The following is a 23,022-nucleotide window of genomic DNA, read 5'->3' on the forward strand; positions in this document are numbered from 1 at the left end:
ATGCAACGCATATACAAAAATACAATAATAGGCTTTGGGTTGTTCATTTTTGCCTTTACCGGCAAACTAGTTGCCCAAAATGCTCCATCAAATGTGACGCGACCTTCGGTCAGTCAGGTCTTTAGCCCTGGAAGTTATCAAGCCGGCCAAATCAATTTCATACGGACATGGGAAATTAAATATCCAACTGCCGATATTAACGCCGTCAAATCTACCTCCAGATCTGTTGCTGAGGTATTCCGTACTACAGAATATTTGGACGGTCTAGGTAGAACAATACAGACTGTAACCAAACAAACAAGTCCATCTGGTAAAGATATCGTTCGCATTACTCATTACGACAGCGTTGGAAGAGAACAATATAGTTTTGCCCCATATGTACCTAAGAATGGCAACAACAATGACGGCTTTTTTAAGTCCGATGCCTTTGCGGCTCAGAGACAATTTTATCAGGACATCAGCCTAAATCCTGGCGTAGCAGGTGAAAGTACCTTTTATGGACAGACTGAGTATGAAAAATCGATGCTTAACAGGCAAAATCGTCTTTACAGCCCAGGTGATTCCTGGGCGAAGTTTGGCGGTAATCATCCTACAATATCAACTTACGCCGTAAACGTGGTATCAGATTCTGTACGTCTATGGACAATCGGATCAGCAGTTACTCCTACATCAACCGGATTCTATCCTGCCCGTACATTGAAAAAAATGATTGTCACAGATCCGAATGGCAGACAGGTAGTAGAATATAAGGATATGGATGATTTGCTTGTACTTCGTAAGGTACAAGTTACCAGCAATCCAGGTAACGCACATACTGGCTGGGCATGTACTTATTATGTTTATGACGCCTTGCGTAACTTGCGTTTTGTGATACAGCCGAGAGGCGTAGAAATAATCCGTAGCAACTGGTCGCTAACAAGTTCAGTAATCACGGAACAATGTTTTATCTACAGGTATAATGCAAGGAAGCAGATCATTGTTGAGAAGATTCCAGGGGCAGATAGCATTGAATACGTATATAATAAACATGATAAGATAGCTCTATGGAGAGATGGTAACCTGAAGGAAACCGGGCGCTGGAAGGTCTTTCGTTATGATGGGCAGGGCAGAGAAATTCTAAAAGCATTATTGACGTTTAATTATACTCGCGCTCAATGGGAGGAGCACTTTAGGGTTTACCCCTATAGTGATACAAGCGCTATACCTGTCGGAACGGACGGTAATTTGTTTCCATTGGTATACACTTACTACGATGATTACAATTTCCAGGGCAAATCAAACTATGACCCCACAGACATCGGCAAGGTCTTGGCTGGTAGTAACCCGTATGCTGAAGTATTACCTACTAGTCCAAGCACAAATACGCGAGGTTTGAAAACAGGCGAGCGTATCCGGGTCGAATTACTGGATGTATGGCTTACTACTACTTTCTACTATGATAAAAAGGACAGAGCAACACAAGTGATCAAAGACAATATTGCGAGGAAAAACTACCACAAATACGCTATATGATTTTTCCGGAAAAGAATTGAGCACTTATACGAAACAGACCAATCCACGATCTACTCTCACTCCTGTGGTGACCCAGCTAAGAATGAACCATTATGATGCCGCAGGCCGTGTCGATTCTGTAAAGGAACGAATCAATGACAATGGGCCATTAGAAACTGTTGCAGTTACGGTTTACGATGAATTGGGCAGAATCAAACAGAAACGATTAGGTATTACTGGTACTACAGTACAACTGGAAAGCGTCAATTATGAACACAATCTGCAAGATTGGATGACAAGTATCAATAAAGATTATGTTAATAATGTGGGCAGTACGAGTAACTGGTTCGGTGAGCAGCTTTCTTTCGATAGTGGTTTCTCCAAGCTCCAATACAATGGTAACATCGCAGGTGCCAAATGGAAAAGCAGATCAGATGGTTTAGGTCGCTTATATGGTTATGAATATAACACATCCCAACAGCTTATTCGGGCAGATTTTTTGCAACAGAATGGCGGAAGTAGCAACTGGACAAATGATCAGGTTGACTTTTCAGTAAATGGTATCAGTTACGACATTAATGGAAATATCCTTGCATTGAAACAGGTGGGCATGGATGGTAAGACAATCAAAACGATCGATAGTTTGAAATATGGCTATTTAATAGGAAGTAATAAGCTGAGCTACGTCACAGATAAGAAGAATGTAGCTAATAGTCGATTGGGCGATTTTAAAGAGATAGACAATAACGAGGGCGCCGATTATACCTATAATTCCGCGGGTTTTATTACAAAAGACGATAATAAGGACATTGCTACTATATATTATAACCACAACAATATCCCAGCAATTGTACAGGATAGTGGAAGAGGAAGCATTTTTTACCAAACCGGTGGTGACGGCACTATACTTAGTAAAATTGTTAATGACACATCAATTGCTGGCTATGTGGATGTGACCTATTACATGGATGGCTTTACATATAGGAACGATACGCTAGAGTATATAAACCATCCCGAAGGCCGTACTATTCCTGTGATAAAAAATGGTATCCTTAATGGTTTCAAAAAAGAATATTTTATAAAAGATCACCTGGGCAGCACTCGTGTGGTTTTGACTACCCGGAGCGACACGGCTATTTATGCTGCTACAATGGAAAGTAGCAGAAGTGCTTTGGAGAATGCCTTGTTTAGCAATATAGATTTGACACGTTCAGCTAAGCCTTCTGGATACCCCAATGACCCGACTACCAATCCTAATGATTACCTGATTAGGCTCAATGCACAGAACGGCCAGAAGATCGGGCCAGGTAAAGCGCTATATGTACAGGCAGGTGACACCATACAGGTAGCGGTAAAGGCTTTTTATAAATCAACAGCAGCAAGCACGTCTTACGCAACCCCTGCTCAAATGTTGATGTCCGTAGTCCAAGCTTTCCTTGCAACCGGTGCTGTAAATGGTGCACACAATGCCACTGGGCCGAATGCTCCTATTGCAAATACCTTTAGCAGTACAGATTATACCACGTTATTAAACCAGGACCCGGCACAAAACCTAAGTGATAAGCCTAAAGCTTACTTACATGTAGTGGCTTACGATAATCAATTTAAACTGATACCGGAAAACTCTTATGTGCGTCAAGTTCAGGGAGCGCCCGACGCCATTCAAAATCTGGCTACAATACGCTACGCCATTCAAAAAAGCGGATTTGTGTATATATTTGTAAGCAACGAGAGTGCGCAAGATGTGTTTTTCGATAATCTGGTGATAAACCATACATCAGGCCCGCTGGTTCAAAGTATGCATTACTATCCATTTGGTGTAAGTATGGCAGGTATCAGCACCCAAGCATTTTCAGCGGCTGGATACAGTAGAAATCGGATCTTATTTGCTGGAAAGGAACTTCAAAGTAAGGAGTATCGAGATGGTGGCTCATTAGACTGGTACGATTTCGGGAGCAGAATGTATGATCCACAAATAGGCCGCTGGATGATCGTAGATCCCAAAGCAAATAAAATGAGGCGTTATTCTCCTTACACGTTTGCATTCAATAACCCAATTAAGTTTATTGATCCTGATGGAATGATGCCCTGGAGCGATTATATAAATTTAAAAGGCGAAAAAGTTGCTCACAGAGAGGATGGTACAAATAACGTAAATTTACTTTTAACTAAAAGCAAAGATGAAGCAACAGTCAATAGATTTATTGACAATGGTTATTACCTGATCAATCCCGGACAAGAAATGCTTAGCGCGATGAATGAGGCTTATACTTCAACTGAGGCGAATGGCACAGAATATTATTTTGAGATAGGCACGCGGGGAGTAGTCAGTGCAGTTTTCCAGGGACTAGCAAGGGAAGTCCCGCCACAAGTAACTGCGCAAGCACGCGCCAATCTGGTACAGCGTGGAGATCTTTACAGAATGAGTGGACATACGCATCCAAGTAGGTGGAATGATGCAAAAGATGAATTACTTGAAATGGGTTTGGCCGAACCGTCTTCACGCGCAAATAGGCCAGACCATACTCCGGGAGATCTGGAAGACTTGCAAGAGCATAATGATGACCGACCTAACATTGTGTTAGGCTATAAGAGAGGTGGTGATAGGAAAGCTGATCCAAACAATGCAATGGGAGGAAAAATGATCCCTACAATCTACCGAGCGCTAGGATTCTTCAATCAGCATGGTCTTTTTGCTGAAATAGATTGGGATGATTTCCTAAAAGCAATGCGTAAATTTGAAGCAGAACGCCGAAAAATTGAAGCATTCATTAGGCAGCAAGAAGAAGAGAGGCGAAGACGCGAGAATAACAATAATAATAACAATCCTCCTCCAGTTCGATAATGTTTGTTAAATTAAAATCCAGATTATGCTACAATTTTCTCTCAAATGTATCGTATTAGTTTTGTGTATTTCTTCATGTGCCCAGGCTCAAAAGAAGGATCTGCCATTAGTACATAAACAACTGTCGCCTGAGCTATTTAAAAAGTATGAAGACTCGCTGGTCTTTACATTGCCGCAGTATCCTCCACTGTCTGCCGATGGACCCGCTATTAAACCATCACGGTATACTTTGCAGCTACCGTCAAAACTGAGAGATTACTATGAAGATATGCCTTCTTATATGCTGTTCAACTATAAGAACGGTGAGAACCTGATTGTAAGAACAAATCATTCGCAATCAGCTAACCAAGAAGACAGCAGCTTTATACCTGATGTGGACTATCTCGACCATTTTTTACCATTGATAGATTACATTGACGAACAAGCAGATTTTATGCCTCAGAAAGGCCGCGAGACAAAAGTGATAGTCAAAGGGAATCATGAAATCTTACTGTTAAACATTAAGCCAGAGAATATCGGAAAATTTACTGAATCGGCTAAGTCACTCCGGATATTATCAGCTGAATAATTTGAAAGACGTTTATTAACTATCGTATAGACGAACCGGGTATTTTGCCCGGTTTGTCTGTTTTAGACATATCTATTGGATAAATGTCAGGTAATACACGAAAGCATTTTGTTTTTTATACTGCTTTCTGTATATTCGCTAGGAGCTTAGCGGAAGCTTGCCACTCGTCTTAAGCAAAGCTGAATCGGCACCGCCTTCAATTTTATGACTATCGAAACCATTTCCCGTTTCGAAGGATGGTTGACGAGTGACATTTTTTCGCCGGGAGATCGGAAAAAGATGGATCAAAAAGTCAATGGCTATACTGCAGCCTACATAAAGCGAAAAGCTAAAAGCATTAAGAAAATACAGCAAGTACCTCACTATGAAGCCTTGGATATGGCCGCAGCCTCTGTGGGGTTTTCGAATTGGAAAGATTTTGTGAATAAATATGAAGTTGAAGTTAAACGGAAAAACAAAAGTATTGATCTAGCTTCCCCTTCAGTATCAGTTCCAGGTGAGTCTGTGAAGGGCTCTTCACTGAAAATAGATCCTTATCGTAAACTTCTCATTGCAGCTACGAATGAATTATTGCAGAGAGGCTTAATTACATTGGAATCAAAGTCCGGTAGTTATTCGCATGAGCCTAAAGGGCATGTGTTACTTGATTTATTTGGTTTTCCATCCGTAGTTTTATGGGATGATATTGGATTTGAAGAATTACGAATTTCGGTTTGGTGGAAATACGATCATTCGTCACATCCTCAAGCTAATTTGACAGGCAACTCCCGCGAAAAATTTAGCATGTCGTCGCCATTGGCAGCAAGAGCATATTATAAGAAATTTGTTGGCGTTACTGCAAGCGCCTGGCTGGAAAGAAGAACAGGTAAACATCTTCAAGGTAAAAATCGAGATAAAATCTTTGACATCTATACTAGAAATGGCGAATTAGCAGAAATGGAAAAATTGCCGTACCCTTATCCCAAGGGTTTTCGTGCTCAAGGAAAGTTCTTCTTCTAGAAGTAATATGAGGTGTTGTTTTTTGTAAAAAATGGTAATTAGCGATTTAGCTAACAGGATGACTTTCGCCGATGTCAATAGTCAAAGTGCTAGGCATCATAAACAGTTCTTGTGATTTAGACAATTCCGTACTGTTTTCGCATAAGTCTTGGCGATTAGTCTTAGATGACAAACAACGATAATTGCAAGGCAGCCATTATTATTTTAATAAATAGTTAAGTCTGAAAAATGGAATATTCAGGCTTTATCCCTTAAATCAAGAACATGAGCGAAACCCGCTATGCCATATTGATAGGCATTAATGATTATGAAAATTTCCCTTTACGATATTGTTCTAACGATGTAGTCGAATTGAAAAAGCGATTGCTTAGTAATTGTCTTTATGCCAACGAGAACATATTTGAAATAGTTAGCACTAAACAGGCACCAGTCGCTGATGTTTACGGAGAGCTTAATCGAACCATAAATTTGATTAGCCAATTGTTTACTGGCCAAAATGACAGTATTTTTTTTTATTTTTCTGGACATGGAAAATTTAAAGAAGGTCAAACATTTTTAGAATTTCATCAAAACCTAGTGTCTACCCAAACCATCTACGAGCGATTAAGTGAGTTAGTACCTGCTAATCAGGTGTATGTATTGGATGCATGCCATTCAGGTTTTGGAATAGAATTTAAGTCTGGTGAAGATGCGGCAATGACGGCTTACTATCAACAAAGATATATCGCAGGATCGGAAGGATTTTTTTTCCTCTGTTCCTGTAAACAAGATGAAAGATCACAGGCTTTCCCTCAGTATAAAAATGGGGTTTTTACAAAGTATATTCTTGAAGCAATTGATAACCCTAGCATTTATGACAACGAGAATAATTACTTGACTCTTCCTGTAATTCACGAATATGCGTTAAAAAAAATATTACTTACTGGTAAATATGAGCAAACTCCTTTTATGCAAATGCAGGCAAGTGGCTATTATCCATTTGCTGTTAGAAAGCGGGAAGAATATCAGATTTGTGAATCTCTAATCGAAACCTTTAGCAAGGAGGCTGAAATCGAAGATTTTTTTAGACTAGAGGATTTAAACCTTTCCAAGGATTTGCGTAGAGATCTGTTTCACTTTTGTTCAGAACTAATCTTGAACCTCTTTGGGCATGGCTACAGTCCCAATGCTCAAATCAGTGTAGCCAGAAATACTATCTCTATCTATGATTATAGTGAAAAGAGCTTTAATCCATTTACAGCAGAAGCGACAACAGATGGAAAAGGCATCAAAATTATGCGCGACTTCATGAAAAGGTATAAAGGTGTTTGTGAATTTAAATATGAGGAAGGCAATCCAAATGTTACGACACTTGCCTTTTCTGATGAGATTGGAGAGTTTAAATATAATGCCCCATGTTTTCTTCTAATTGAGAAAGAATCTTTATATTATCCTTCAAATCTCAATAATATCAAAATAGATAAAACTTGTAAAGAACTCTTAATTGATGCGACTAATGCATATGTATGGGGCAGTATGGCCGGTCTATTTTTGGATTATTTAATGCGACGTACAGAAGATAGTCAGGCGTTTATTATATTAAAATTAGATAAAAACGATTTCACAAAAGATTATTTAGTTTCTATGGTAAAGGAAGGTCCTTATCCAAGAATAATGATTGTATAGATACTTGGATTGGTCATGTCCGTGTGAGTTTTGAAGAAAGTGCAAATATCTTTAGTACGCAAAAAATATAGTTATGTAGACTAATGCTGATATTACAATTAAATGGCAGTTGACGATGCTTATTTATTTATTTATTGAACACGAAATCCCAACCCGGCATTTGCAATTATCACTAGTAACAGTTTTTTACAGAATTTTGCCTAGTTTATGCTTTCTCAGTTACTTGTTTTTATACGCTTTAAACATCGAGTCCGGTGCAAAGTATAAATCACCTTTTGTACGTGAGATAGCTACGTATAATTTATTTTTGGTTGCTGAAGGAAGTGTGTTGAGGTTGTCATCTTCCAAATGCTTCCAGCTTTTTCTGTTCATAATTATACAGACGTCATTATAATGATCTTCGCCTTTTGAGGCGCCCCAATTATTGCTATAACATTTATATGCTGAATGTTCGTCATAGAAAAGTTTAACTATTGCATTATTGTTGAATAGTCGTTCGGCTTCATCCTCCATTGATACCGTATACCACTGCGATTTATCGGTGCGATTAGATTCAATGTGGATACCGAGTTTAATCGTAATGAATTTGCAAATTTCCGGATTGCAGCGATAGCTTTTTACTAAAGTCGTGGTGTCAATGGATAAGCCCATAGATCTAAAATGTGCCTGATACCTATTATAGTCATCATGCAGAGTACCGTTTACATTTCCATCTTTACTTGTATCATATGTGTGCTGGTTGAAATCCCCAACTAGGCAAATGTCCATATTTGCCTGCGCAATGTTTTTTAAAAAGTTGAAGTCATGTCCGCCAAAATCTTGAACTTCATCAATAAAAAGCATGTCAAAATATTGAACCACTCTTTCGTTGATTTCAGTTTCAATTCCGGTTTCTTTAAAATATTTTGTTATTCTATTACTATAAAGACGATCAAAACTATCGATAAAATATCCCCTATCAGTAGCCTTATGGTATCTAGAGGTGTTAGGTGACCAATTAATGCCAGCGGCTTTTACTTGATGAGATAATAGAGGCTTGAAACAGAAATTATATAAAAAGTCGTAATACGTCATTACCTTGATGTTCGCAGGTATATAACCGAACTTTTTAGAAATGCCGATTTTTAGATTATTGTAATTGTTATTTGTATACGTTAGTATAAGTGCTCTCTTTTGTAGGTCTAGCTTGTTGATTATATATGTTGTTTTGCCAGATCCTGCAACTGCAAAAATTACTCTCTTATCCATCTTATTGCTTCTGCTATGTGGTTAGGCGTAACTATTATTGTTCTTGCTACTTCATCGTCCAGCAGTTTAAATGCTGCTTCAGTTTTATTCTTCAACATATATTCTTGAATTGGCAATTCACGACGAGAGGTAGTGAATACACGGTCACAAAGTGCCGTATTATCTTGATATACACAAATTTCTAATGTGCGCCTTGCAGGATCTTGATCAGCAAACACTTGAATAGTTTCTGAAGTATATCCTGCATAGTTATCAATGCAATTACTCTTATAATCTCCGTCATTATCTCGGATTACAGCAGTTCTGATATTTAATAACGCAGCGAGCTCCATATAACGTTTAAAACTAGTGCCATCAACTGAAATCACATGCACTAAATCAGCATCCAGCGAACTACCTGAAACCCTACGGTAAAATTGCTCTAGAAGGATATATTCTGCATCTCCCTCCACCAATAATACCTTGTTCGACAACACAAATTCAATAACACTGTTGTCTGGAGCTTTCATGAAGAATTTAGCAGTATCCCTGGATAAGTCCTTCAAAGCAGCGTTCACGTAAGTATTGCTGTTTAATAAAATGGACTTTCTCAAATCTAAACGGGTACTAATCAGACTATTGTGAGTGCTAATGAAAAGCTGTTTTTCGGCAGTGCCTTTTATTTGATCAATCAGCTTTTTGGTATGAGCGTGGCTTAAATGATTCTCAGGTTCTTCAAGTAAGATAAGATCAAGTGAATGCCTTCTATTTAATGCAAAATCCGTTTTAATAAAACATTGTTTCCCTTTACCCTTATTTTCAATGTTAATACTGCCTTCGTTTAGAGTAAGGTCTGTAAATAGGTTTGCTTTGGTACTATTACGTACACCAAATTGGTAAACGGACAGTGTTCTATTTACATCTATGAGTTTATTATTTGTAAAGTCGCCTTTATACCTTCGGTACTCATTCGAATGCTTATAACGCTGAACATCGCTTACACTCGCACGATACATGTTTTTTACATATTCCTTAGTTGCATATTCATTGTTGATTTGGGAACTGTCGATCAGAACATGATTCAAATAACGCGTATATCCAGTATAAGGATGATTCGCAAATGTTTTGAAGCTGATTGTATAATACTCGAATGGGAAATTGTTGTCTGGTTCTGATAGAATTTGGCTGATCTCGTGACTCAAACTGTCATTCGGCTCACAGCAAAGACGGAGGCCATCGCATGTTCTATTTTCAGAATTGGCTCTTCCATTTAGTTCTGCATTTTGCTGATCATTGAGATACAATTCAATTTCAAGCTTTGGTAAGCGATTATACTGTTTAGCTCCCGCAAAGAAGGATTCTACAGCTTGAGAATTCAGAAGAACATCTATTCCCAGGCTTTCCACCTTACTATGGCTACCACTTAACACCAGATCTATGGCAGATAAAATGGAACTCTTACCAGCTTCATTATCTCCGATAAGCAAATTCAGATCGTCCTGGAATTCTATTTCAAGGCTGGGAAAGCGCTTGAAATTCAAGAGCTTAATTTTTTTTATAGTTTTCATTCACATGAATTTTAAGATAAGGCACTGATAGTCGGCAATTTAGGTTGAAATTTTACGAACTGCCTTGATGGAATTTAATTTTTCTATAACATAAGGTGTCAAAATTGGTCTGTTTTATTTACCGAAAGGAAAAAAATTTCGCCCTTTATAGACATATTACTCTTTTAAACAGTATTGGGATTAAATTAGAGTAAGTACAAAGATCATAGACCCTGAGTTTATTCTCGAACTTTTATTGTACTATTTTAACATATTGTTAGTAAGTACTAATGAATATAGTTAATTCATCAATAATTTGGTTCGAGTTTCTCATACTTGGGGTCACAGGAAAATTAAAGGCTTCAAGTTCAAGGACTTGGAGCTTTTACATTTTTGGGCGTTTCATACATTATCTTCATTATCAACTATTAAACAGGTTCGAGTCCCAGTGGGTTTTCTTTTGCATTTGCGCATCCAGTACACATACTGAAACTCAAGCTGTTTGTGACAAGGCTTAAATCAAGCTCGCGAACAACACTTGCATTCAATGGCTTGGAAACGCAGATAATGTGTGACTTGAAGATCATAAAATCCTGTCCATCACAATTAAAGACGCAACCAATCTAATCGAGCCAGTCGAACAGATCTGACACTGCTATTTAAACCCAATTCATAGTGATGCTATGTCCATCCAGCTATCAAATTCGCTTTCTGCATATTGTAAACTTTCTTCGGAAAGCAATTACGTAGAACTTGTTCTCAATATTAACAGATCTAACCCTCAATGATCTTAATAAGTTAGGAGGTTGGATTATATGAAGAAGTCTACCTTTTTAATAGAGCGAGGATAATGAGGATTTATGCAAACCATCGGTTATATGTTATATATACAAAGAAAGTTTTACAAAATCCTACTATATTTTGTAAATTTCAATATGTGAATTAAAGCTATACTTACCTTATACTTGTTTATGCGAGATTATTATTACATCCTTGGTGTCGAAAATAATGCTACAGAACTAGAAATCAAAACTGCTTATAGAAAACTAGCCCAAAAGTTCCATCCTGATAAGAATAACGGAGAACAGTTTTTTGAAGAAAGATTTAAAGCCATACAGGAGGCCTATGAAGCACTTTCTAATGTTGTTAAAAGAAAGGCCTACGATGAGCGATTGAGGCAGTTTAGGTCATCTAAAATTAACAGTGATGACCTCAAAAGGTACGAAGAAACGTTGAAAAGAAGGTTTGAAGAAGAGCTACGAAAAAGAGAAGAGGAGCTGCGTAACCGTTATGCAGGAAGAGAAGAGCGCATCAGGAATGAAGCAGAACAAAAAATACGCGAAAAGGAAAATATGATGCACGCGGAAAGTAGTTCGCATAAAAGAGGAGGAGTATATTTTCTTGTTGCAAGCTTATGTAGTGCCCTAATCATTTTGTCAATAGTGCTGTTATTAAACCAGCGATCAAACACTTCAAGCAATTCAACCTCGGCCAATATAATAAATGCTCAAGTATTATCTCAGGATTTCGAACATCTAGTGCATGAATGGAATGATGCTCATAATACAAAAGATATAGGCGTCTTTGCGAAACTTTTTGCCAACTCTGTTCTTATATACGGGACACCGCTAGAAAAAAACGCATGTATTGAACTTAAACTTAATCTTCTAGGGAAATATAAGTATTTCAGACAACATATTACTGGCAACGTACAAACGGAAATGCAGAACAGTGGTGATTTTAAGTGCATTTTTATCAAAACAGTGAAGTTCGATGATACCGAAAAAGATTATTCAGCTTATCTGATCTTCCGGAAAATAGGAGACGATTGGAAAATCATAGTGGAAGGAGACATGACTACCGATCGAAATCTTGAAAAGAAGAAAAATGAAATACCTACAGGTGCTATTAAGGGAGACTTTGATGGAGATGGTCAAACGGAATTTGTATGGTTGGTACCTCCTAAAATTGATGAAGAAGGTATGGATTGCGTAGGGGATTGTGTTAGTTATCTGAAATTTTCTAATCATATTCCGCAGATTAAGGTGGAAAATTGTATAAGTGGTGGACTTAACAACCTTGGAGATCTTAACCTGGATGGCAAAGACGAACTCGGATTATTACCTGGTTGGTTCACCAGCTGTTGGAGATTGTACCATGTATACACCTATAAAATGGGGAATTGGCGACATGCGGTGCCTCCCTTTTCAACTCACTGTAACCAATGGGAAGACGGTGTAACACCAATCGAAATTGATCGCAGTAAGCCAGGTATTGTTATAGTCAGGTATAGCGAGAATACAGGAAATGATATTGTCATCAGGACTGAATCAATTACGATGGAATAAACTAGCAATGTTATTGTGTACTTCTTGAAATGGCCTCTAAAAAATGACAATAAAGCTGTAAAAGATAAATATTTGTTTGCCTGTTGCTATCTGCTATCCCACCTGAAAAATGCGTCGCACGTTATTTCTTGATAAGTAGTTCCCGCAGATCAAGATGTTAAACGAGAAAAGGTATCAGGTATTCTTCAATCACTAACTCACGTGACTTACTGAGAATTTATTCTGTCTTACCCAAAGATTAGCATAGATGCTTAAAAGGCTGAGAAAATCTAAAGAATTGGAATATGCGCTTTGCGTTAGTTGATGGTCAACTTATTGAAGCTCTATATGCGCTAGAAGGAACTTGCCCTGGATGTGGAAAGCAAGTTTTTGCAAGATGTGGTGATGTGAGAGTAGCCCATTGGGCACATGCCGGCGAAAAGATGTGCGATAGGTGGTGGGATTCAGAAACTGAATGGCATCGATCCTGGAAAAGTCAATTTCCCCAACCATGGCAAGAAGTTTTTAGGCAGGATGTACGAACTCATGAAATTCATATTGCCGATGTCCAAACTGAACATGATTTAGTAATTGAATTTCAACATTCAAGTATTAAAAAAAAAGAACGCGACGCCCGGGAAAGTATTTATGGGAATATGGTTTGGGTGGTTGATGGAGCATTCCGAAAGAATGATTATTCGCGTTTTTTTAAAAATCAGGGGAAGTTTAAGTTTACTGAAGAGAGTGGCATATTCCATGTTGACCGTCCCGAAGAATGCTTTCACTCTACATGGCTGAGCAGCTCCAAACCTGTTATATTCGACTTTAGAGCTGTAGCCCCGGAAGGTAATATTTTCGATGCACACAAATATCTGTACTGCTTGTTCCCGATCTCAATTGGAGGAAGCGCCGTTTTTGCGGAGTTAACACCTGATGATTTCATTAAGAAAGTGATTAAAGGTGAATGGCTTTTATGGTTTGAGGGACTTATGAACGGTTTTAGATAAGAAAATGAGACAGCCGCGGTTTGGGATACGCAGAGACGGCAAGAATTATGGACAGATGAGCAGCGTGAAAACGCTTTAAGAAGCAAACAGTTTTTATTTGGTAGAAGGAGGAGGTTTTGATCTTTAATTGAAATAGTCAAGACTTATCCTTACAGTTTTGTTAGCTACCCAAAGAAGAGCCTCGAACTTTTGTCATATTATTTTAACTCATTAATGCCAATTGCTATTGAGTGTAGTTAATTCTTCAATGATTTGGTTCGAGTTTCCCATACCTGGGATCACAGGGAAAGCTTCAAGTTTAAAGACTTGGAGCTTTTTTTTGGGGGAATAGTTTATATGTAAAAGTTAAAACTTAATCTGACAGTTATTGTTAATTAATAATTGTAAAAGATTAAAGTCATGACAACAATTCAAAAGATTATCCAGCCAAAGATGGGTCTGTTGAAGTTGGCCGAGAAGTTCGGCAATGTATCCGAAGCCTGTAAAGTTATGGGCTATAGTCGGGACTCATTTTATCGTTTCCAGAAACTTTATGAAGAGGGAGGAGAACTGGCTCTCAAAGAGATCAGTCGCAGTAAGCCTCTGCTAAAGAATCGGATTCCTAGTCAAGACGAAGAAGCAGTCGTTGCTTACGCCATTGAGCATCCTGAACAGGGACAATCTCGCGCTAGCAATGAATTAAGGAAAAGAGGAACCATTGTATCTCCGGCTGGTATCCGCTGTGTGTGGCTGCGGCACGATTTAGAGACAATGCAGAAGCGCTTAAAGGCTTTAGAAGCCAAAGTTGCTCAGGATGGTCTTATCCTCACAGAAAGCCAGGTTGCTGCCCTGGAACGTAAAAAAGAAGAACAGGAAAGCAGGGGCGAAATTGAAACACACCATCCTGGCTACCTCGGGTCACAAGACACCTATTATGTCGGATACATTAAGGGAGTGGGTAAAATTTACCAACAGACATTTATTGATACTTATACTCGGGTTGGATTTGCTAAGCTTTATGATCGAAAAAATGCACTGGTTGCCGCGGAGATACTCAACGATAAAGTGTTACCTTTCTATCAGGAGCAGGAAATTGATCTACTTCGTATTCTCACAGATCGCGGAACAGAATATTGCGGAGCTAGAGAACATCACGAATACCAGTTATACTTGACTATCGAAGATATTGATCATACACGGACCAAAGCCAAAAGTCCTCAAACCAATGGCATTTGCGAGCGATTCCACCGAACAATGCAGGAAGAGTTCTATGCTATTGCGTTTAGGAAGAAAATGTACGATTCATTGGATGCGCTACAAGAAGATCTTGACAGGTGGCTTCATTATTATAATACAGAACGTTCCCATAGCGGGCGTTACTGCTTTGGGAAAACGCCCATGCAAACCTGGTTAGATAGCAAGGAACTAGCTAATGAGAAAAAGATTGATCAATTGTATGCCAGAGGAAAAGTGTCAACCTGAGGCCTTTTATCCATGAAATATGCACAGGTTTATAGACGATCTTGCGAATCAAAAATGCTTAATCTGTCAGATCAAGTATTAGCTATTACAAATTAAAAAAGCCAGCTGCTTGTAAAAGCAGCTGGCTTTTTTAATAATGATGTTGCTGAATAATCAATTCGCTGCTAAATACCACCGCCAAGACTCCGGTATAAGTCTGATATCGCTGTTAATTCAGCACATTTAATGGCTGCAAGGTCAAGTTCACATTGTAACACATTACTTTGAGCAGTTATCACCTCCAGATAGTTGGCCATGCCGTTTTGGAAAAGCGCATTTGCATTTATCGTAGCTTCCTGCAGGGTTTTTACACGTTCAGCCGTAACGCTTTCCCTTACCTTTAGTTTTTCGATACTCGCCAATGCATCCGATACCTCACCTACAGCTTTCAATACCGTCTGCCTGAAAAGTAAAACGGTTTTCTCGCGTTCTAGCTGAGCTACCCGGTATTGCGTACTTAGTTCTTTATGCTGAAGTAAGGGTTGCAGTACACCTCCACCTACGACACCAAAGATGGAGCCCGGTATATTAAACCAATCACTTGCCCTGAGTGAGTTGACGCCGCCGGAAGCAGTTATCCGTAATGAAGGGTACATTTGAGCTTTTGCAATACCAACCCGTGAATTAGCTATCATCAGCTCAAATTCGCTGCTTTTAACATCAGGTCTCCGGCTGATCATTTCAGATGGGATACCTGCAGATAAGATCGAAGGAAAGGTGATGTCTTCAAGCAAGCTGTTTCGATCTATCTTGTCTGGAAGTTGTCCGCTTAAGAAGCGAATTGCATTTTCCTGGATAATAATTGCCTGCTCCAATTGAGGTAGCAAGCCCGCTGACAGCTGACGTTGGGCAATCGCTTGCTGAACCGCCAGATAGGTGACCTGGCCGGCTTCGTATTGTAACTGAACGATAAGCACTGTACTGTCGTTGAGTGTAAGATTTTTTTCGACAATATTCAGCTGCGCATCCAGCATCAAAAGATTGAAATAACCTTGTGATACAGCTGCAATCAGGCCCGTCTGCAGAACTTTACGGGCTTCCTGGGATTGCAGGTAGGAAGCCAGGGCCAGTCTGTTTGTATTCCTGATTTTACCCCATATGTCCGCTTCCCAGCTAACGCTTAGATTTGCGGAGTAGTCTTCCAGGTGATCTGTCCCTAAAAACTGCCCAAGCGTCAAACCGTTTAAACTATTGTTTGATGGATTCGTAGTGGAAGCCGTAACGTTTAAGCCCACGACAGGAACATTGTTCCATTTAGACTGTTGCAGCACTAATTGCGATTGCTCCAGGTTTTTAAGTGCTGACTGCATATCGAAGTTCCTTGCTAAAGTACTATCGATCAACTCCTGTAGCACCTTATCCGTAAAAAAAGACTTCCAGGGAATACCTGCAATGCTGGAAGTGTCTGTATCATTGCCGTTACGAAAAGCGGACGGTGTCTCCGGTCGTTGATCTGGCAGGTCTTTTGATACCCTGCAGGCTCCTGCCAAAGCCATGAAGAAAAGAAGCAGATATATTTTTTTATGATGGTTCATGGTTTGTATATTAGGCGATTAAAGAACAGGTGATGGTTCATGTTTAAGCACCAGATCCTCTTCAACCAGTATCTTTTTTCCGGCAACTTTTTCGTGAAGCGCCTGGAACACAACAAATAATACAGGGATGATAAAGAGCCCTAAAACGACCCCACCCAGCATGCCGCCGGCCGCACCTATACTAATCGAATGATTACCCATAGCAGAAGGGCCGGTCGCTCGCATCATAGGAGAAATACCTGCTACAAATGCAATTGATGTCATTATGATCGGGCGAATTCGAAGTCTGGCAGCCTCCAATGCTGATTCTACCAGTGTATGTCCTGCATGTCTGCGTTGCACCGCAAATTCGACGATCAGAATGGCATTTTTTGCCAACAATCCGATCAGCATAATAAGTGCTACCTGGATGTAAATATTATTGTCAATACCAGCCATACCGATTGCCAGAAAGACACCAATGATACCGGTAGGAACAGAGAATACCACCGCTAATGGCAGTATGTAACTATTGTATTGGGCACACAATAAAAAGTAGACGAATAACAGAGAGAGGCTAAATATAAGTAAAGATTGGCCGCCGGAAGAGATCTCTTCTCTCGTCATTCCCGAAAACTCGAATGAATAACCTGTAGGCAATACGTTTGCAGCTACTTCCCTGACAGCCTGGATCGCATTTCCTGTACTATAACCTGGTTTGGGTACGGCATTGACGCCTATTGAGTTGAAAAGGTTATAACGGGTAATGGCTTCTGGTCCGAATACCCTTTTCAAAGTTACGAGCGTATTTATTGGCACCATGTTACCAGCTCTGTTTTTTACATAGATTTCATTCATGGATGCAGGATCAGCTCGTTCTTCTTTCTCTGCCTGTACCATTACACGGTAATACTTACCGAACCGGTTAAAATCAGAGACCTGGGCACTGCCGAAATAAGATTGCATAGTGCTTAACACATCTTTTTCATCAACCCCGAGTTGTTCGATCTTTTCATGATCAAGCAGCATTTCATATTGAGGATAATCTGCGCGAAATGTCGTAAAGGCAATAGCTATTTCCTTGCGTTTCATTAATTCAGCAATAAAGCGGTTCGCGATACCTCCAAACTTATCTAGCCTGCCACCTGCCTTATCTTCCAGGACCAGATCAAGCGCGTCGACATTGCTGAAGCCAGGCACCGTTGGAAAGGAAAATACAAAGCATTGCGCACCTTTTATCGTATTCAGGCGCTTTTGCAGTTCAGCAATATTAGCAGAGACGTCGTTCATTTCGCCACGTTCTCCGTCTTTTTTCATCCTGAAAAAAGCTACGCCGGATGATGGACTTGTTGAACTGGTTAACACATTAAAGCCAGCAACCTCATTGAAGGCGAATTTTGCTTTCATATCCCTCACCTTATTAGCCGCTTCATCGAGGATCGCCTGCGTTCTGTTCATCGAAGAGCCTGGAGGAAGATTCACTGAGATCGCAATGAAACCTAAATCTTCTGATGGAATAAAGCCGGTAGGCGTCCTGCGTATCAGCCAACCAGTTATCAGCACGACCAGTAATAATCCGGCAAGACTAACCCACTTGAATCTGATCATTGTTTTAACCGCTCCAACATATTTACCGGTGACGTTTTCAAAACCTTTATTGAATGCAATGAAAAACCGCTGCTTGAAATTGGCCGGTTTTTCCTGGTGGTCATGATTGACATCTTTCAGTAGTAAAGCACATAAGGCCGGACTAAGCGTCAGGGCATTTAACGCAGATATGGCAATAGCAATCGCCAGCGTAAAGGCGAACTGCCTGTAAAAGACACCTGCTGAGCCCTGCATAAAACCGACCGGAAGAAATACCGCTGCCATTACAAGGGTAATTGAGATGATCGCACCTGTGATCTCATGCATGGCAGACATAGTGGCTTTCCTGGGGCTGATGTTTCTATGCTCTAATTTGGAATGCACTGCCTCTACGACCACAATGGCATCATCCACAACAATGCCAATGGCAAGAACAAGCGCAAATAAAGTCAGCAAATTAATGGAGAACCCAAAGACGGACATAAAGAAAAATGTTCCAATAACTGCTACAGGAACAGCAATGGCAGGGATCAGCGTTGACCGGAAGTCCTGCAAGAATATATAGACTACAACAAAGACGAGGATAAAGGCTTCCAGTAAAGTATGCTCCACCTGATCGATAGATTGATCCAGCATATCTTTCGTATTGTAAAGTATTTGCTGTTTGATGCCAGGGGGAAAATCCTTCTCTGCTTTTTTTAGAAACGCTGCCACCTTTGTCTGTATTTCCCTTGAGTTAGAACCTGGCAGTTGTATGACCTGGAATAAAACACTTTGTTTATCATTCACCGTGTTTAGCGAGTTGTAAGTATAACTGCCTAATTCAACCTTCGCCACATCCTTCAGTTTGAGCATACTACCATCTGCGTTCGCTCTTATGATCATATTGCCATAATCCTCCGGTTTAGTATACTTGCCGGCATATTTTAACACGTATTCAAAAGACCTGTTGCTTGACTCTCCAAATCTTCCGGGAGCTGCTTCCTGATTTTTACTTTTGACGGCAGTCATCACCTCAGTAGGGGTGATGTTGTAAGTGGCCATTTGTGCCGGATTGAGCCAGATCCGCATGGAGTAATCCCTGTTACTACCAAAGAAGGTGACCTGACCAACACCCTGTATGCGTTTTAGTTCCGGTATGATATTTATTTGTGCGTAGTTGGTCAGATAAGTCGCATCATACAATTGAGGATTTTCGCTCATCAGATTGATCGCCATAATGAGTGAATTCTGTACCTTTTGGGTGTTTATGCCGGCCTGAACTACCTCAGGCGGTAAGAGTCCGGTAGCAGATGATACACGGTTCTGCACATTTACCGCCGCCTGATCAGGATCAGTACCTAACTTAAAATAGACCGAAATAATCAGGGTTCCGTCATTAGCAGAGGTAGAACTCATATAAGTCATATTCTCTACTCCGTTAATAGCCTCTTCCAATGGCGGCGCTACGGCACGCACCATAGTTTCTGCATTTGCACCAGGATAGTTGGCTGACACCTGTACCACTGGCGGCGCTATATCGGGGAATTGCTGTATAGGCAGGTCCATCAGACCTACCAAACCGAGAATCACCAGCATGATGGAAACCACCGTTGCGATAACCGGCTTGTCAATAAAAACTTTCAACATGATTCTGTAATTAAAATTAATTGCTGGCCAATTTTTCGTTCGATCTTTCAGGTTTTACGACTGTACCATCTTTAAGAGACTCCAACCCCTTTAGAACAAGCCGGTCGCCATCCTTTAATCCACCGCAGATATAATAGGTATTTCCCGTTGATCCGGATATGGTCAGTGCCGCCTGTCGTGCTTTACTATTTTGGTCAACGATAAACGCAAATGTTTTATCCTGCATTTCGAAAGTGGCAGATTGGGGGATGCGGATCACTCCGGATTGTTTAAGTGCCAATTTTATCCGGGCTGAATTACCGGAACGAAGTAAACCTCCTTTATTGGGGAATGTCGCGCGCAAAGTGATTGCTCCGGTATTTTTATCAAAAGCCGCGTCAACCATATCCAATACGCCCGTTTGCGAATACGCTGTTCCTCCGGAAAGCAACATATTTACAGCCGCCGCATGCTTTAATTTTTCGTCAATTGAAGCGCCCTTTAACTCATTTTTGAACGTGACAAAATCAGCTTCTCCAATAGAAAAATAGGCATGTACTTCCCGGTTATCAGAAAGATAGGATAAGGGCTGAGTGTCCGAAGGCGCAAGGAGACTTCCTGTTTTCTTGAAAAGTCTGCCGATATATCCACTTACCGGTGCCGTGATGGTCGCGAAACCCAAGGTAATCTTCGCATTTCCGACTTTGGCTGCTGCTTGTTTTTCTCTCGCCAGGGCAGCTTCATAGGCAGCCTGTGCGGTTTTTAACTGGTAAGCAGATACCACCTTGCTTTGAACCAGTGGTGTTAGCTTATCAACCTCTAGTTTTGCAGTGACTACGCCTGCTTTGACAGCGAGTAATTCTCCCTCGGCATTGTTGTATGCTTCGCGATATGGTCGCGCGTCAATTTGAAACAAGGGAGCGCCTTTTTCTACATATGCCCCTTCGGAAACGTAGATTTTTTCCAGTATTCCCGCAACTTGTGTTCTGATCTCAATGTCGTTCTGACCTTCAATCTTCGCCGGATATTCCGTATAGACAACGGCGTCACCTGCATTAACGGTGGCCACCGGTACTGTTGGTGTTGTTGCGGTTGGCGATTGTGTACCGCCTGATGAGCAGCCCGAAAGCATGATAGCATTAGCTAACATGCCATATATCAGATTTCTATTCATAAAATTTATATATGGAGTGATAAAAAAGTGTAGAAATATTAATGAGGATAATAAGGAGATATCATGAGGTAAACGATGACACCCGTGAGACTCACATATAACCATATGGGCATTGTCCACGCTGCGACTTTACGGTGTTTTATAATATTACCGTTTAACCCAAATCCCATAGTGATCAGTGCCAGCGGTACGATCAAAACAGCCAGAAAAATATGCGTGAGCAGTATAAAGAAGTAAATCCCTTTGATAACGCCACTACCTCCGAATTGCGTTGAAGGAGTTGAAAAATGGTAAAGCAAATAGGAAAACAGGAATAAAGAAGTAAACGCGAATGCCAGAAACACAAAACTTCTATGTAATAGCTCATTTTTTTTATTGACAGCGATCAACGCCGTGAGTAAAGCAATAAATGTTGAACCGTTTAATACCGCATTGACTAAAGGTAATACGGAGAAATTATAGTGCTTTAGTGTATCGATCTTTGGTAAGAAGTAGGACACCGTAATCAGACCATTGATGAAAATCGCCAATGTCCAGATCAAGGGAGTATAGTTTTTTTGTTTTGATCCTTTTCTTAGTATTCCTGTTCCGGCTAGTGTTGCTTTTGTCATTTCCATCCTCATTAGTATGGCGCAAAGTTATCTGCCTTCTGTTTGTATTCGCAATTCCACTACACCGCAAATCATATCTGGAAATTGCAGAATGAATGCATTTTCGGACTTTAATTTTATCTCTTTTGCTTAGATAATGATTTGATTTTTATTTATTTGAATTTTCATGATAGATGGAATATGATTTTTTTTGCAGCAATGAAAAATGGCCTAAAGTGCGTCATTTATGTCCTTTGAGACAATATGCGCAAAACCTAATTTTGTTGTTATGAAAGAAGGGGTTCTTGTAGTGAAAAGAAAGACAGAGAAAAAGAAGGTTGTTATTGTGGCTATGACTGGCCGTATGCTAATGGACTTCGTTGGCCCGGCAGACGTATTTACAACTGCCAATATATTTTTAAAACACTCCGATATCCATGAAGGATATGATGTTAGGATCGCTTCTCCTACAGCTGAAAAAAAAGTAGTTACAGGAGCAGGTGCAGATATTTTATGCCAGGTTAGTGCAATTGACATCAGGTCGCGTATCGATACGCTGATTATATCCAATTATGACTCCCATGAATCTTTCACCGAATTGTTCGAACCTTTCTATAGATGGCTTTCAAAAAGAACACCCAATAATACAAGGAGGATCGCTTCTGTGTGTGCGGGCGCATTTGCTTTAGCGCAGGCAGGTCTTATCAACAATCATAAAGTAACAACACACTGGGGACTTAACGAAAAACTACAAAAAACCTATCCACAGCTCAGCGTAGACACGAATCCCTTCTTTGTCAAGGATGGACATATCTATACATCAGGCGGGGTATCTTCAGGCATCGACCTGGCTTTGGCTATGGTCGAGGAAGATTTTGGTAAGGAAATAGCTATCCAGGTAGCGAGGGAACTGGTAGTCTATTTATATAGACCAGGTTATCAAAGCCAGTTTGCTAATCTGTTACCGTCCACGGAAAGTACAGGTCTTAGCCAGAAATTACGAACCTGGGTGCTGGAACATTTGAATGAACAATTAGATGTGAGAAGGATTGCAGATCACCTGAATATGAGCCCCCGTAATTTTACCAGGGTATTCAATAAGCAGACAGGTTCTTCCCCGGCAAAATTTGTAGAGAAAGTGCGTGTCGAGCAGGCCAGGAGATTATTGGAGGATACTGACAACTCACTGGAAAGTATTGCAGAAATGTGCGGATTCGGTGGTCTTAGTTCTCTGCGTCGAACATTTTTAAGGCTGCTAATGACCACTCCGTCCGATTACCGACGGGTATTCAGGAAAGCACTGCGAGATGCCGGCTTAGGTGAACATTACCCATTGAATATTATCAACCAGCATGAGATGGACTGATCATATG

Annotated in this window: 15 protein-coding genes; 9 read left to right on the forward strand and 6 right to left on the reverse strand. The window is 40.2% G+C overall.

Features of this window, described 5'->3' with window-relative positions:
* From CPIN_RS14995 to CPIN_RS15015, 5 genes are all read left to right on the forward strand, one after another.
* Entirely contained in the window at positions 1-1,512 is a 1,512-nt protein-coding gene (locus tag CPIN_RS14995) for a DUF6443 domain-containing protein (protein ID WP_012790659.1), read from the forward strand.
* 82 nt (positions 1,513-1,594) lie between these two features.
* Positions 1,595-4,336: an RHS repeat domain-containing protein gene (locus tag CPIN_RS15000; RefSeq protein WP_012790660.1), complete on the forward strand. Its 2,742-nt coding sequence runs from the start codon at positions 1,595-1,597 to the stop codon at positions 4,334-4,336.
* A gap of 25 nt (positions 4,337-4,361) precedes the next feature.
* Entirely contained in the window at positions 4,362-4,904 is a 543-nt protein-coding gene (locus CPIN_RS15005) for a hypothetical protein (protein WP_012790661.1), read from the forward strand.
* 204 nt (positions 4,905-5,108) lie between these two features.
* On the forward strand, positions 5,109-5,903 hold the full coding sequence (locus tag CPIN_RS15010; RefSeq protein WP_012790662.1) for a hypothetical protein: 795 nt from the start codon (positions 5,109-5,111) through the stop codon (positions 5,901-5,903).
* Positions 5,904-6,167: 264 nt separating this feature from the next.
* Positions 6,168-7,568, forward strand: a complete 1,401-nt coding sequence (locus tag CPIN_RS15015) for a caspase family protein (RefSeq protein ID WP_012790663.1) — start codon at positions 6,168-6,170, stop codon at positions 7,566-7,568.
* Between the two features lie 219 nt (positions 7,569-7,787).
* On the opposite strand, the gene CPIN_RS15020 is transcribed toward CPIN_RS15015, so the two are convergent.
* Positions 7,788-8,816, reverse strand: a complete 1,029-nt coding sequence (locus CPIN_RS15020) for a UvrD-helicase domain-containing protein (RefSeq protein WP_012790664.1) — start codon at positions 8,814-8,816, stop codon at positions 7,788-7,790.
* The gene (locus tag CPIN_RS15025) at positions 8,801-10,363 is read right to left on the reverse strand and encodes an ATP-dependent nuclease (RefSeq protein ID WP_012790665.1); all 1,563 of its coding nucleotides are present in this window, start codon (positions 10,361-10,363) and stop codon (positions 8,801-8,803) included. Before CPIN_RS15025 ends, CPIN_RS15020 begins: the two co-directional genes overlap by 16 nt.
* A 950-nt stretch (positions 10,364-11,313) precedes the next feature.
* Here CPIN_RS15025 and CPIN_RS37890 point away from each other — a divergent pair.
* From CPIN_RS37890 to CPIN_RS15040, 3 genes are all read left to right on the forward strand, one after another.
* Positions 11,314-12,690 carry a J domain-containing protein gene (locus tag CPIN_RS37890; RefSeq protein ID WP_012790666.1) on the forward strand — a complete coding sequence of 459 codons (1,377 nt, stop codon included), beginning with the start codon at positions 11,314-11,316 and terminating at the stop codon, positions 12,688-12,690.
* A 284-nt stretch (positions 12,691-12,974) separates the two neighbouring features.
* Entirely contained in the window at positions 12,975-13,676 is a 702-nt protein-coding gene (locus CPIN_RS15035; RefSeq protein ID WP_012790667.1) for a competence protein CoiA, read from the forward strand.
* A 399-nt stretch (positions 13,677-14,075) separates the two neighbouring features.
* On the forward strand, positions 14,076-15,137 hold the full coding sequence (locus tag CPIN_RS15040; protein WP_012790668.1) for an IS481 family transposase: 1,062 nt from the start codon (positions 14,076-14,078) through the stop codon (positions 15,135-15,137).
* Positions 15,138-15,301: 164 nt separating this feature from the next.
* Here the strand turns inward: CPIN_RS15040 and CPIN_RS15045 are convergent, their stop codons facing one another.
* Genes CPIN_RS15045 through CPIN_RS15060 form a run of 4 tightly spaced genes read right to left on the reverse strand, consistent with a single transcriptional unit; the run spans position 15,302 to position 21,601 of the window.
* Positions 15,302-16,711 (reverse strand): efflux transporter outer membrane subunit, encoded by a 1,410-nt coding sequence (locus tag CPIN_RS15045; RefSeq protein ID WP_012790669.1) that lies wholly within the window; start codon positions 16,709-16,711, stop codon positions 15,302-15,304.
* 18 nt (positions 16,712-16,729) lie between these two features.
* On the reverse strand, positions 16,730-19,906 hold the full coding sequence (locus tag CPIN_RS15050) for an efflux RND transporter permease subunit (RefSeq protein WP_012790670.1): 3,177 nt from the start codon (positions 19,904-19,906) through the stop codon (positions 16,730-16,732).
* 16 nt (positions 19,907-19,922) lie between these two features.
* The gene (locus CPIN_RS15055; RefSeq protein ID WP_012790671.1) at positions 19,923-21,059 is read right to left on the reverse strand and encodes an efflux RND transporter periplasmic adaptor subunit; all 1,137 of its coding nucleotides are present in this window, start codon (positions 21,057-21,059) and stop codon (positions 19,923-19,925) included.
* Between the two features lie 38 nt (positions 21,060-21,097).
* Positions 21,098-21,601 (reverse strand): DUF420 domain-containing protein, encoded by a 504-nt coding sequence (locus tag CPIN_RS15060; protein WP_245552113.1) that lies wholly within the window; start codon positions 21,599-21,601, stop codon positions 21,098-21,100.
* A gap of 337 nt (positions 21,602-21,938) precedes the next feature.
* Between CPIN_RS15060 and CPIN_RS15065 the strand changes: the two genes are divergently transcribed.
* A complete protein-coding gene (locus CPIN_RS15065; RefSeq protein WP_044218766.1) occupies positions 21,939-23,015 on the forward strand; it encodes a GlxA family transcriptional regulator in 1,077 nt (358 codons plus the stop codon).
* The last annotated feature ends 7 nt before the right edge of the window (positions 23,016-23,022 follow it).

Origin of the sequence: Chitinophaga pinensis DSM 2588, from assembly GCF_000024005.1 — a bacterium.
Classification (GTDB): domain Bacteria; phylum Bacteroidota; class Bacteroidia; order Chitinophagales; family Chitinophagaceae; genus Chitinophaga; species Chitinophaga pinensis.